The following is a 13,188-nucleotide window of genomic DNA, read 5'->3' as shown; positions in this document are numbered from 1 at the left end:
TCCGCCAGCCGCCCCCGGCGGACTGCCGTCCGGCCGGCCGGACGTCGTCTCCTACGCGCGGGCCGCGGCCTCGTCCGCGAGGGCCGTCAGGTCCTCGATGGACATCGCCCCCGGCGGCAGGCCCTCACGGGCGAAGATGTTCGCCGCGTGCCGCAGCACGTCGTTGACCGGGGTCGGCACCCCGTGCAGGCGGCCCAGCAGGGAGATCTCCCCGTTGAGGTAGTCCGCCTCCACCGAGCCCGTCCCCCGCGCCAGGCTCTGCCAGGACGACCCGCCCCGCACACCGGCCGGCTGCTCGACCTTGCCGTCGCGCGCCGTCGACTGCTCGGCGTCCGAGGCGTAGGCGATGCCCCCGGCCCCGAAGGCGGCCTTCCCCTCACGGACGGCCCGCAGCAGCAGCGCCGCCTTCGCCGGGTCCGGCTCCGGGCCGGTCGTCGCCTGGATCGCGTTGCCCAGGTTCCCCAGCAGCTTCGCGTACTTCCACCGCATCACGTCCTCGACCGGCGGCGCCCCGAAGCCGGCCTTGCCGAGGTCCGCGGCGACGGCCAGGGACAGGGCGTCCGTGCCGCCCGCCGCCCGGCCCACGTGCAGGATGCCGGTCAGCGGCGCGCACAGCGCCGAGACCACGCCCGGCTCCAGGAAGGTGGCGGGCAGCCATACGCACACCCCGTACACGCGCGCGAAGCGCCGTAGCGCCAGCCGCTCGCTCTCCACTCCGTTCTGCGCGCAGAGCACGGGCAGCCGCTGCGCCGCCGTGCCGCCGCCGGTGACCTCCGCGTCGCCCCACGCGTCGAGCGCGGCGATGGCGTCCTGGGTCTTCACGGACAGCAGCAGGACGTCGTCGGGGCGCAGTTCGCCCAGTTCCTCCGGTCCGGTGACCACGGGCAGCCGGTGCACCCGGGTGCCGTCGGCCGTCGTGAGCCGCAGCCCGTCGGCCCGCAGGGCGTCCGCGTGGGCACCGCGTGCGACGAGTACGACCTCGCCGCCCGCCTCCGCGAGCCGTCCGCCGATGGTGGCGCCGACCGCGCCCGCGCCGATGATGATGTAACGCATGCCACGAGCCTGGCACATCCCCCGCCCCGGGATGCCGTCGGGGCACGGTGACCGGGGCACCGGATCCCGCTGGCGAGCCTTGTGGAGCTGCTGGACGCGCTCGCCCGAGGCCGGGGTCAGGGCCGGTCGGTGCGCAGGTGGGTGCGGGTGGTCTCGAACAGGCCGGTCAGGGCGGAGTCCTCGTCCAGGTACCGGTCCTCGACGAGGAGTTGGCAGACCTGACCGTGACCGCCCGCGACGAAGAGCTCGATGCGGCGGACGCGGGGGCTCGCGCCCTCCCGGCGGAAGTCGAGGTCGAGCCGGACGGCGCTCCGGCCGTCCTGCTCCGGGAACCGGTCAGGGTCCGGTCAGCTCCACGAGTTTGGCGACGGTGTTCCAGTTGCGGGTGGTCACGTCGATCCCCTTGACCACGGCGGACCTGGCGAGGGCCTCGGCGAGCTTGGAGCGGCCCAGGCCGTCGGGGACGTAGAGGTAGAGGACGCGGTCGCCGAGCCGGTACTCCTCCGGGAGGAACGAGGCCTCGTCGAGCGCGGCGAAGCGCTCCGGGCCCGGCTGTTCGGACCAGAAGGTGGCGTGCAGCTGCTTGCCCTCCAGCTCCGCCGCCGGGAAGGGGCAGGCGTCGGCGACGGCGCGCAGGTACGCGCCGTCCCTCACCAGGCACGCCACGCGGAAGCCGAAGCGGCCCTCGATGGCGGCCTCCAGCTCCCGGCCGAGGACCGCCGGGTCCTGCTGCGTACTGCTGAAGACGGCGTTGCCGCTCTGCAGGTACGTCTGCACGTCGCCGTGGCCGAGCCCCTCCAGCACCGTACGCAGCTGCGCCATCGGGACCTTCTTGTTCCCGCCGACATTGATCCCGCGCAGCAGCGCCGCGTACTTCTTCGTCGTGTCCTTCTTGGCCGTGTCCTTCTTCGTCATGCGCGCACCCTAAGACCCGGCTACGACAATTCGGCCTCGATGAGGTCGGCGGCCTGCCGCGTGCCGCCCTCGGTCGTCATCTGCGCGCGGACGGCCTCGGCGCGGGCGGCGACCTCGGGGTCGGCGACCAGCTGGAGGACCGCTTCGCGCAGGGTCCGGGCGTTCGCCTCCTCCATCGGGACGTGGCGGGCCACGCCCAGCGAGACGAGCATGTCGGCGTTGCCGAACTGGTCGACGGCCTGCGGGACGGCGACCATCGGGGTGGCGGTCGCGAGCCCCTCCTGGCTGCCGCCGGCGCCCGCGTGGGTGATGAAGGCGTCGGCCCGGCGCAGGATGTCGAGCTGGGGGACCCAGCGGTGGACCTCCACGTTGGCCGGTACCGGGCCCAGGTCGGCCTCGTCGGTGAACTTGCCGATCTGGAGGACGACATGCCAGTCGGGCAGGTCCGCGAAGGCTTCGATGCAGGCACGGTAGAAGGCGGGCTGCTTGGTGAAGGCGGAGCCGAGCGAGACGAGCACGATCTTCTTGCCCTCGGCGCTCGCGGGCGCGTGCCAGCTGCCCTGGGTCGCGCTGCGGTCGCCCTGGCAGGCTCCGACGAAGGTGTGGACGGAGGTGTCGACGCGGTCGGCGTGCGGCTGCAGCGCCCGCGGGATCAGGACGAGCCCGCGGCGCGGGCGGCCCTGGAACCGGTCGACCTGGTCGCCGAGGCCGTTCTCGGTGAGCCAGGCCGCGAAGGCGGCGTAGTACGCCTGACCGCGCTCGGAGGCCTTCAGCTCGGCGAACATCGGCTCGGCCACCTCCTGCTCGTACCCCTCCCAGGCGACGAGGTTCGGGGAGAGGGAGACGGCGGGGACTCCCCAGCGATGGGCGAGCACCGGCGCCGGGTAGGAGGTGATGTCGTGGAGGACGAGGTCCGGCTCGTCGCCCTCGAAGGCGGCGGCGAGCTGCGGGAGTGCCTGGACGGCGTCGTTCAGGAAGGGCTCGAGGTTCTCGATGAGCTCGGTGCCCCAGGCCTCCGGCTCGTCGTCGGTGGGGAGGGTGGAGGTGTAGAGCACGGGCGTGGCGCCCGTCTCCGCGATCTTCTCGGCGAAGGAGGCGGGGATGGCGTAGCTGACGCGGTGGCCCCGGGCCACGAGTTCGCGGATCACCTCGATGCTGGGGTTCACGTGCCCGTGGGCGGCGATGGAGAACATGGCGATGTGGGTGGGCTTGGCTGCGGTCATGATCGAACCATAAGCGAGACGAGACGTCTCGTGCAACACCCTTTGGCGCCGGTCTCGCCGGTCGTGCCGATCTCGCCGATCTCGCCGGTCAGGCCGGTCAGGCCGGAGCGGCCGGTTCCCCCGGAGCGGCCGGTTCCCCCGGGGCGGACGGTTTCCCCGGGGCGGACGGACTCTTCGGGCGGGCTGGACCGAACGGGTGACCCGAGGCCGTCACGCGCGCGACGTCGACGGCAAGCGAGTCGAGCCAGGCCAGCGCGGAGAAGAACCGCGGGGAGGAAAGCCCGGGAGGTCCGTCGGCATCGGCGCCGAGAGGCGGCAGTGCGCCTTCGGGCTCCGGGTCGCCCGGGGCCCGCCCCGCCCGCTGCGCCTCCCGCCGCATCCGGGTGGCCAGCCCGGTCGCCCGGCCGTCCAGCCGCGCCCCGTTCTCCGGCCCCACGGCAGGACCGCCGCGCACCAGCAGCCGCCGCGACCCCCACAGCACGTGGTGGCCCGTCATCATCGCCGCCTGCCAGTCCGGCCTCGGGCCCTCGTGCGTCCGGGGCTCGCTCTGGTGCTGCGCGAAGGCCGTCTCCGCCATCGTCAGCGCGTGCAGGAGCGGCTCGTCGTCGGGAGTGCGCCCCGGTCCGCCCTCCACCACGGCGCCGGTGGTGCGCTCGACCGTCTCGGCCTCCCTGGTCAGCAGCAGGGCCACCGCCCGGTGCAGCTCCCGCTCCGCCCCCCTCGGCCAGGCGAGCACCCCGAACACGACGCCGATCAGGCTGCCGATGACCACGTCCAGGATCCTGACCTCCGCCAGCTGCCACGTCACGGGCGCCAGCTGCGCGAAGACGAAGGCCACCACGAGCGTGAACATGCCCTGGGCCCAGCCCACGCCCCGCACCGGCCCCACCCGGAACGCCGTGAGCATCACGAACGGCAGGGCGATGGCATAGACGACGGTGTGGCCCCCGATCAGGGCCAGCAGGATCCCGGTGACCAGGGCGCCGAGCAGGGTGCCGGTGATGGCCACCCGTACGGTCGCCCGGGTCTGGGCGGCCGTGGTCCGGGTCAGGCTGAGGACGGCGAGCATCGCCCAGAAGCCGTGCGGCAGGGAGTCCACGCCCGCGATCGTGCGGGCGGCCGCGAGCGCGAGGCTGATCCGGACCGCGTTCTGGAAGTGCACGGACCGGGGCCCGGCGTGTCCCGCCACCCGGTGCCACCACAGGCCCGGCGCGAGCCGGCCGGCGTACCAGAAGCGGCCGGCGTCCACATCGCAGGGCACCTGCGCGCGGCGGCCCCGTACCGCCAGCTCGGCGGCCGTCACCAGGGCCACGGCGGCGTCCGCCACCTCCAGCAGCGCCGCCCGGCGGCGGCCCCGCGCCGCGGTGGTCGGCGGCTCCCGCGCAGCGGCCGACGCGGCCTCCTCCCGTACCTTCCGCAGGACGCCGGCGGCTTCGGTCGAGTCGGCCGTTCCGTCCAGCAGGGCGGCGCTCTCGCCGACGGCCCGGCCGACCGCGGTCAGCACCTCGGACTCCAGTTCCATCGGCAGCGGGCCGGGGGGCCGGGGCGGCGGGGGAAGGTTCACCATGCGGCCGAGGAGCGTACGGGCGGCCAGGCCCGCGTGGGTGAGGGCGCGGTCCCGCAGGCCCGGCCCGGCGGGACGGTCGGCCTCGTCGACCCGGAAGGGCCGCAGCGACTCGCCGGACGCCAGGGCCGCCTCGGTCGAGGCCGCGGACAGCGTGTACGGGGCGCGGCCCAGCTCGGCGGCGCAACGGGCGGCGGTACCGGCCGCCCCGGAGGCCAGCCTCCGGTACGTGGGCCCCGGCTCCTCGGGCAGGACGAAGGCCTCGGCGAGGACGAGCAGCAGCAGGCCGAAGGTCGCCCCCGCGAGCCGTTCGCCGAGGGTGTCCGGGGCGTACGGCGGGAAGCAGGGCAGGATGTAGAGCAGTTGCAGACCCGGGGCGGCGCCCGCCGCGCGCGGCCCGGCCACCGCCACGAAGGCCAGGGCGAAACCGATCAGCAGCATGCCGGCCACGGCGGTCCAGGTCCGGACCGCGAGGTAGGTGCCGATCGTCACCAGCACCCAGGCCACGGGCGTGGTCCTGATGAGGACGGCCACCCGCTGGCGGCCGGTGCCGGGGATGTGCGAGAGGGCCGCCATGGACACCACGCCGAACAGCGCGTACGTCGCCGCCACGGGCCGGTCCAGCGCGTACAGGCACACGAAGAACGAGACGCACGCGGCGAGGGTGGTGCGCAGGGCGCGCCGTGCCACGACCGAGGGGCCGCGGCCGGTGCGTGCGTCATGTCCGGCGCCCATGACTCCAGGATCGGGCCACCTGCCGGAAGCCACCACATACTGGCTGACGACGGCTGATCCACGGCGGCCGGATCGCCGGACGGATCGCCGGCGGATCACGGGCGGGCGGCGAAGGGCGAGAGCGGCGGCATGGACGAGGCGCGGGCGAGGGACGTACTGGCGGCGGCGGGCCTGGCCCGGGGCGCGCCCCGGGAGGCGGTCCTCCTCGCGCTCGGCGAGAACGCGGTCTTCGCGGTCGGAGACCTGGTGGTGAAGGTGGGCCGGGAGGCTGCGCTGCTGGAGCGGGCCGCGCGGGAACTGGCGGTGTCCGGCTGGCTCGCCGCGTCCGGCGTCCCGGCGGTCCGCGCGGCCGAGCCGAAGCCGCGGCTGGTGGACGGGCATCCCCTGACCCTCTGGCACCGGCTGCCGGACGCGGTGCGGCCCGCGGGGCCCGCGGACCTGGCGGAGCTGCTGCGCCTGGTGCACGCACTGCCCGCGCCGCCGTTCGCGCTGCCCGCACGGGACCTGCTGGCCGGGGTCGAGCGCTGGCTGCGGCTCGCGGGGGATTGCATCGACCCCGCCGACGCGGCCTACCTGCGGGCCCGCCGGGACGGCTACGCCGGTGAGGTGGCCGCGCTGACCCCGCGCCTCGCCCCGGGCCCGGTCCACGGCGACGCGCTGCCCCGCAACGTCCACGTGGGCGCGGACGGCCCGGCCCTGGTCGACCTGGAGACCGTGTCGGCCGATCTGCGCGAGCACGACCTGGTGGTGATGGCGCTCTCCCGCGACCGGTACGACATGCCCGCCGGGGAGTACGAGGCCTTCGTGGCGGCGTACGGGTGGGACGTCCGCGAATGGGAGGGCTGCGCGGTCCTGCGCGGTGCCCGGGAGACGGCCAGCTGTGCCTGGGTCGCCCAGCACGCCCCGGCCAATCCGAGGGCCCTGGCCGAATTCCGCCGCCGCGTGGCCTCCCTCAGGGACGGCGACCGGGAGATGCAGTGGCGTTCGTTCTAGGAGGCGGCGTCATCGTGGTCACGCCTGCCGTCACCGTGGTCACTCTCACGACCACGCCCACGGCCGCTCGCGTGGCCGGCACGGTCCCGTGCGGGCACGGGACCGTGCCGGTCAGGCGGCGAAGCGGCGGCTGCCGGTGAGTGACCACACGGCGGAGATCCGGCCGTCCGTGACGGCGAACATGTCGATGCCGCTCTTGACGATGACGTCTCCGTCACCGTCCGCGTGGCTCTCGCTCCACCGGCAGGCCATCTCGGCGCGCTCGGAGTCGACCAGCGGTGCGGCTTCGGCGGCGAAGGTCAGGCCGGTGAGGGCGTGGCTGTTGGCCGAGATGAACGCCGTCAGTTCCTCCTGGCCGAAGGTGTAGCCGGAGCCGGTGCCGTCGAAGTCGTCCGCGAAGTGCAGCCGGAAGCCGGGGGCGAGGATCTGCTCGGCGAGGGCGACGTCTCCGTTCCAGAGCGCCGTCCAGCCCTCCACCAGCCGGGTGCCGGCTTCCCGGGTCAGCAGGGCGGAGTCGGTGGCCGGGGTCGGGGTCGTCGTCGTCACAGACATGGGTGCCTTCCAGGGTCGGTTCGTGGTCACCCAGACTCCGGGCCCGGAGCGACAGCCCCCTGTCGGTGTTTAGCCCTCCGGGAGGCGGCTCAAGCGAAACTGTAGAGCTCGTCGAGCGCGACGAAATCCCGTCCCAGGGCGCCCAGTTCGGACAGGTCCACCGGGCGCGGCTCCGCCGTCTCCTCCAGGGCCCGCGCCTCGCGGATGCCGTCGAGGCGGAAGCCCCGGACGGCGGCGCGCAGCCGGCACCAGCCGATGAGGTGCCAGTGCTCGCCGCCGAGGAGGCCCAGGGGTTCGACGGTGCGGTCGGTGACCTTTCCCTGCTCGTCGGCGTAGCGCAGATGCAGCAGCCGGCGGGCGGAGAGCGCCTCGCGCAGGGCGTGCGGGAGCGCGGAGGGCCGTACGGGATGCACGGCGAGCCGTACCCGCGCGGCGAGTTCGCGCGCGGCCTGGCGTTCGCGCTGCGGCATGACGGCGAACACCTTGTACAGCGCCGAGCGGGCGTCCTCGTCGAACGGCGTCCCGGACAGCGTGTGCAGGGCGACGGCCAGGGCCGCCGCCTCGGCGGGGGTGATGGTCAGGGGCGGCAGGGTGTGGTCCTTGTCCACCACGTACCCGCCGCTGCGGCCCGGTTCGGCGTAGAGCGGCACGCCGGACTGTTGCAGGGCGCTGAGGTCGCGCTCGACGGTGCGGGTGCTGACGCCGAAGCGCTCGGCGAGCCACCGGGCGCTGCGCGGCCGGGGCGAGACCGCACGTAACTCCTCCACCAGGGCGTACAGACGCTCGGTACGGTTCACAGCCAAGGACCGTAGCCGATGCCCCGGGGCCGGAGCACGTGGATCCGGCCGGTGGGTCGAAGGGACCGGGTTCGGCGTGGGGGGTCCCGCCCCGCGAAGGGCGGGACCCCACGGCTCTACGACGTGTAGTAGCCGGCCACGTCGGCGATCAGGTGTACCGATCCCGCGTGGTTGTAGAAGCTGACCTTCCCGTTCACGACGGGGACCACGACCAGGTTCGGAATCGTCTGCCCCGCGGTGAAGTTGAGGTTCGACGCGCTGGTGCGGGTCGTGCCGTTCGGGTAGACGGACACGAAGCTGCCGGCGGTCGGCTCGGTGGCGGTGACGTTCAGCACCACTGCGGTGACCCCTGCCGGGATCCCCGCCGCTCCGGTGACCTGCAGGGTCACCGTGCCGGCCTCGCCCACCTTCGCCTTCGGCACGCCCAGGCCTTCACGGGTGTCCATCAGCCGCGTCGGCGTGATCGGCTTGTACGAGGAACCCGAACCGTCGGTCGTGTAGAAACCGGCGACGTCCGCGATCAGGTCCACCGAACCCGCGTGGTTGTAGAAGCTGACCTTCCCGTTCACCACGGGGACGACGACCAGGTTCGGAATCGTCTGCCCCGCCGTGAAGTTGAGGTTCGACGCACTCGTACGGGTCGTGCCGTTCGGGTAGACGGAGACGAAACTCCCCGCCGTCGGCCCGGTGGCCGTGACGTTCAGAACCACCGCGGTGACACCCGTCGCCGGGATCCCCGCCGTGCCCGCGACCTGCAGGGTCACCGTGCCCGCCTCACCGACCCGGGCCTTGGGCACGCCCAGACCCTCACGGGTGTCCATCAGCCGGGTCGGCGTGATCGGCTTGTAGGTGGAACCCGAACCGTCGGTCGTGTAGAAACCGGCGACGTCCGCGATCAGGTGCACCGAACCCGCGTGGTTGTAGAAGCTGACCTTCCCGTTCACGACGGGAACGACGACCAGGTTCGGAATCGTCTGCCCCGCCGTGAAGTTGAGGTTCGACGCGCTGGTGCGGGTCGTGCCGTTCGGGTACACCGACACGAAGCTGCCCGCGGTCGCCTCGGTGGCGGTCACGTTCAGCACCACCGCGGTCGCGCCGGCGGGGATCCCGGCCGTGCCCGCGACCTGCAGGGTCACCGTCCCGGCCGCGCCCACCTTCGCCTTCGGCACACCCAGACCCTCACGGGTGTCCATCAGCCGCGTCGGCGTGATCGGCTTGTACGTACCGAGGCCGGAGGACGGGGGCGGGGTCACCGTCAGGGTGCCACCCGAGTAACTGCTGTTCAGCACGGTGACGCGGATGTTCCAGATACCGGCCGGGGCCGTGCGCAGATCCACGGTCGCCTTCAGCGTCCGGCCGTCGTCGGAGACCGAGACGGTCGTGGCCGTCAGCGGCGCCGGGCCGCCGGTGAGCTGGACGGTGGAGCTCATGCCCAGGGCCGTGCCCGTCACGGTGAGGGTCGCGACCGAACCGCTCTGCGCGGTGTTCGGCGTGACCGTCCCGACGGACACCTCCTCGGCGCCGCAGGGCGCCGTCGTGCAGACGAGCTCGGCCCGGTAGGCCGTACGGTCCGCCCCGTCCGGCAGGGGGAGGACGAAGAGGCTCTCTCCGGCCGCGGAGCAATCGTGCGGCGACGAGTTGCCCGTGCACAGGTCGGTTCCGGCCTTGCTGTAGAACGCGGGCCGCGGGGTGCGCGCCCCACCGTCCGTTGCCGTGACAGTGGCCCTGAACCGGTCACCCGAGACGCTCGGCAGGACCGCGCAGACGGCGGTGCGCTCCGCGGAGAGCGTGCCGGTCAGCGGGCCGTACCCGTGCGCGACGGATCCGGCACGGGTGCACTCGGGCGCCGCACCGGCGGCCGTGGCGATCCGCCATGCGTCGAGGCGGTAGGAGTCGGGCAGGGACCAGTCCTGCGGTACCTGGGTCACGACCTGGTAGCTGGTGGAACCGGTGACGATGCACGCCCAGCTCTTCTGGTGGCAGGCGATTCCGCCGTTACCGTCCATGATCAGCAGGTGCGTGCTGTCGTGGGCGTCCCGGACGTCGAGGCGCAGCCGGTCCGTGGCCGCGGACGTGGTGATCCGGTGGCAGCGCAGGGTGCCGTTCTGGCCGGAGGCGCCGCTCGTGGCCGGGGCTCCGACCGCCGTCGCGGCGGAGGCGGCGCATCCCGGGGCCGTGGCGGTGACGTCCCGGCGGTCCAGGGTGTGGGTGCGAACGGCGTCCTGGCCCCGCACGAGCACCGTGTACGCCGCGCCGGCCGCGAAGGAGCAGCTGGTGAGGCCGTCCGTCCTGAGCTGCTGACCCGGGGCGGGGTGGTTGTAGCAGTCGGGGCCGCTGCCATCGGTGGCGATCACGCTGAGCACGAACTTCGGGAACAGGTCCGTGTCGTCGGGGAAGCCGTAGCGGATGCGGAGCAGCTCGGACGTGGAGTGCGCGTCGGCCGGAATGGTCAGGCAGTGCGAGAAGACGCCGTTGCCGGTCTCCAGGCGCACGGCGCCCTTGTCGTCGGCGAAGCTGCCGGCGGGCAGGACCTGGCAGCCGTTCTGGACGATGTCCGTACGGACGAAGTGCACGCCGTACGACCCGGTCTCGGTGTCGTCCCCGGCGCGCACGAGCGCACGGAACGGCGCCGTTCCGGTGAGGGCGCAGTCGCCCAGGCCCAGGGCGCCTTCGGTGCACTGAACGGCGCCCTTGCTGTCGACCACCTCGACCACGACGGTCAGGCCCGCTCCGCCGAGCGAGGTGAGGGCGGCGATCCGGGCGCCCTTCGGGCTCGGCAGTTCCAGGCAGTGCGTCTGCCCGGCGGTGGTCAGGGTGCCCGTGTACCGTCCTTCGGTGACGCCGACGCAGTCCTCGGCGGCCGGTGCGGCCTGGGCTGCGCCCACCGGGAGGAGAAGCGCGGCGAGGACGGCCAGCAGGATGGTTATTACGGTGGAAAACGGACGTCTAGCGGATGCCGTTGGGCTTGGCATGAACCCCCCAGGGTGATGTGCGACGAGAGATCGTCGCACATCCGTAGGGGTCGGCCCGCCTGCTTATTCGTCCGGGAGGAGCCGGCTCAGGCCGGGACCAGTCCGCGCAGCGGCCAGGCCTCGTCGATCACCGCGTCCGGGGTGCCCTGGCGGCGCAGGTACGACTGGAAGTCCCGGGCCCAGCGCGCGTGCCAGGTGCTCTGCCGCGCGTGCAGGTCGGCCGGGGTGAGCGCGGCGACCTCCGGGTGCCGCTCGGCTATCGCGCGGGCCACCTGGACCGCGGCCAGCGCGTCCGCCCCCGCGTCGTGCGCGTCGTCGAGGGTGACCCCGTACACCCCGCAGACCGCCTCCAGGGTCCGCTTGCCCCGCCGGTAGCGGTCCACGGCCCGGTCGATGGTCAGCGGGTCCACCACCGGCCCGGTCTGCGCCCCGCCCAGCCGGTCGGCCAGTGACGGCAGCCCGTGCCGGGCCAGTTCGGCCGTCAGCAGCGTCAGGTCGAAGGCCGCGTTGTACGCGACCACCACCGCACCGGCCCGCCAGTGCCCGACCAGGGCCTCCGCGACCTCGTCCGCGACCTCCCGCACCGGGCGCCCCTCGGCGACCGCGCGCTCCGTGCTGATCCCGTGGATCGCCGAGGCCCCCTCCGGGATCGGTATGCCCGGATCGGCGAGCCAGCCGCGCCGCTCGCGCACCGCTCCGCCCCGCACCTCGACCAGGGCCGCCGTCACGATCCGCGACTCCCCCGGCTCCGTGCCGGTCGTCTCCAGGTCGAATCCGATCAGCACACCGCCGTGCCAGTCCCCCATGCCGTGCCAGTCCTCCACCCCGTGCCCCTCCCCCGTACACCTTCGGTCAACGGGTTTCAGCCTGCCACGGGGCACTGACAGCCGGGCCGCCGGGGCCGCGGGTCACGCGCTCGTACCGCCGGTCAGGACACCGGCCGGGAGTCCTCCCACATGGACTCGAATTCCTCCCGGTACGTCGTGAACAGGCCGTGCTCCGCGTCCTTCGGCACTCCGCGCCCGCCGCCCCGCAGCACCAGGACGGGCGACTCCATGCCGCGCGCCCGCCGCAGGTACGACTGGACCACCGCGATGCCCGAGGACTGCCCCTCGACCAGGTACGCGGTGAAGCGCGGGGTCTCGTCGAACACGTGGATCTCGAAGCGGGAGGGGTCCCGCAGGCCCGCCCGGACCCGGCGGACGTGCAGGATGTTCATCTCCACCGAGCGGCTCAGCTCGCCCTTGCGCAGTCCCAGTTCCCGCTCGCGCCGCTTCACGGCGCTGCTCGCCGGGTTCAGGAACAGCAGCCGCACCCGGCAGCCGGCCTCGGTGAGCCGGACGAGTCTTCGGCCCGAGAAGTTCTGGACCAGCAGGTTGAGCCCTATGCCGATGGCGTCGAGCCGCCGGGCGCCCCCGAAGAGGTCCTCGGCCGGGAGCTGGCGCTGCAGCCGTACCCGGTCCGGGTGGACCGAGATGACGTCCGCGTACCGGTCGCCCACCAGGTCCTCGACGGCGTCGATCGGCAGCCGCTCGGCCGAGGGGCTGCCGGAGACCCCGCCCAGGACCTCCAGCAGGCGCGCCGAGGCGCGTTCCGCCTGTTCCAGCACGGGCCGGGACAGGGCCCGGTTGCGCGACACGACGTTGCGGGTGACCTCGAGCTCGTCGAGGGCGAGCTCGATCTCGCGCCGGTCGTCGAAGTACGGCTCGAAGCAGGGCCAGTGCTGGACCATCAGCTCCCGCAGCTGGGGCAGGGTGAGGAAGCTCAGCACGTTGTCGTCGGCCGAGTCGAGCAGGTAGCCCTTGCGCCGGCTGACCTCGCGCACGGCGACGGCCCGCTGCACCCATTCCTGCCCGGCGGGTCCGGCGGCGGCGACGACCCAGTCGTCCGTGCCGTGCACCGGCTCGTAGATCGGCCGGAGCACCGCCCCGACCACCGCGCGCAGCCGCTGCTCGATGAGGTTCAGCCAGATGTACGCACGGCCGGCCCGCTGCGCCCGGGTACGGACCTCGCTCCAGGCCTCCGTGCCCCAGTCCAGCTCGACGCCGGCCCCCGCGCTCCCGGCCGCCGCCGGTCCGCCCGCCAGGGAGACCGCCCCGGCCGGGATCCCCGCGGGTGTCCCGCCGGGGACACCACCTGGGGCGTCCGCCGGGCCACCCTCGTGACTGCTGTCACCAGGGGGCAGCTCCAGACCTCCCGAGCTCACCCGTGCACCGCCTTCTGCGTCTGGACGCCCGTCTCCAGTGATCACGGAAGGGTACTCCGCGCGCGCGGCCCGGTGCAGCCCGACGGCCCTTACGAAGGAGGTCCGTTGACCCATTATCCGATGCACACACAGTCCGCTGACCCGCATATCGGCTCTGCGGGTCACCCGGTAGGACCCC

At 73.8% G+C, this 13,188-nt stretch carries 10 protein-coding genes; 1 reads left to right on the top strand and 9 read right to left on the bottom strand.

Going from position 1 to position 13,188, the window contains the following annotated elements; translation table 11 throughout:
- Positions 1-51 precede the first annotated feature (51 nt).
- From OG444_RS29540 to OG444_RS29525, 4 genes are all read right to left on the bottom strand, one after another.
- Positions 52-1,053: a ketopantoate reductase family protein gene (locus OG444_RS29540; RefSeq protein ID WP_327265038.1), complete on the bottom strand. Its 1,002-nt coding sequence runs from the start codon at positions 1,051-1,053 to the stop codon at positions 52-54.
- Positions 1,054-1,389: 336 nt separating this feature from the next.
- Entirely contained in the window at positions 1,390-1,968 is a 579-nt protein-coding gene (locus OG444_RS29535) for a DUF1697 domain-containing protein (RefSeq protein ID WP_327265037.1), read from the bottom strand.
- 20 nt (positions 1,969-1,988) lie between these two features.
- Positions 1,989-3,191 carry a macrolide-inactivating glycosyltransferase gene (gene mgt / locus OG444_RS29530; RefSeq protein WP_327265036.1) on the bottom strand — a complete coding sequence of 401 codons (1,203 nt, stop codon included), beginning with the start codon at positions 3,189-3,191 and terminating at the stop codon, positions 1,989-1,991.
- A gap of 97 nt (positions 3,192-3,288) precedes the next feature.
- Positions 3,289-5,490 carry an FUSC family protein gene (locus tag OG444_RS29525; RefSeq protein WP_327265035.1) on the bottom strand — a complete coding sequence of 734 codons (2,202 nt, stop codon included), beginning with the start codon at positions 5,488-5,490 and terminating at the stop codon, positions 3,289-3,291.
- A 129-nt stretch (positions 5,491-5,619) separates the two neighbouring features.
- Between OG444_RS29525 and OG444_RS29520 the strand changes: the two genes are divergently transcribed.
- The gene (locus tag OG444_RS29520) at positions 5,620-6,483 is read left to right on the top strand and encodes a phosphotransferase enzyme family protein (protein ID WP_327265034.1); all 864 of its coding nucleotides are present in this window, start codon (positions 5,620-5,622) and stop codon (positions 6,481-6,483) included.
- A 111-nt stretch (positions 6,484-6,594) separates the two neighbouring features.
- Here OG444_RS29520 and OG444_RS29515 read toward each other — a convergent pair whose 3' ends face one another.
- The 5 genes from OG444_RS29515 to OG444_RS29495 all read right to left on the bottom strand — a co-directional run bounded on the left by OG444_RS29515 (position 6,595) and on the right by OG444_RS29495 (position 13,010).
- Positions 6,595-7,035 carry a nuclear transport factor 2 family protein gene (locus OG444_RS29515; protein ID WP_327265033.1) on the bottom strand — a complete coding sequence of 147 codons (441 nt, stop codon included), beginning with the start codon at positions 7,033-7,035 and terminating at the stop codon, positions 6,595-6,597.
- A gap of 89 nt (positions 7,036-7,124) precedes the next feature.
- Complete coding sequence (locus tag OG444_RS29510) at positions 7,125-7,832, bottom strand: helix-turn-helix transcriptional regulator (protein ID WP_327265032.1); 708 nt, start codon at positions 7,830-7,832, stop codon at positions 7,125-7,127.
- Positions 7,833-7,948: 116 nt separating this feature from the next.
- Positions 7,949-10,804, bottom strand: coding sequence for a hypothetical protein (locus tag OG444_RS29505; RefSeq protein ID WP_327265031.1), 2,856 nt, complete (start codon positions 10,802-10,804; stop codon positions 7,949-7,951).
- 86 nt (positions 10,805-10,890) lie between these two features.
- Entirely contained in the window at positions 10,891-11,610 is a 720-nt protein-coding gene (locus OG444_RS29500; protein ID WP_327266971.1) for a 3'-5' exonuclease, read from the bottom strand.
- A gap of 122 nt (positions 11,611-11,732) precedes the next feature.
- On the bottom strand, positions 11,733-13,010 hold the full coding sequence (locus tag OG444_RS29495) for an SAV2148 family HEPN domain-containing protein (protein ID WP_327265030.1): 1,278 nt from the start codon (positions 13,008-13,010) through the stop codon (positions 11,733-11,735).
- Positions 13,011-13,188 lie beyond the last annotated feature (178 nt).

The organism is Streptomyces sp. NBC_01232, assembly GCF_035989885.1.
In the GTDB taxonomy this organism is placed as follows: Bacteria; Actinomycetota; Actinomycetes; order Streptomycetales; family Streptomycetaceae; genus Streptomyces.
Note: the sequence above shows the minus strand (reverse complement) of the source record. Positions and strands in the feature narration are given on the sequence as shown.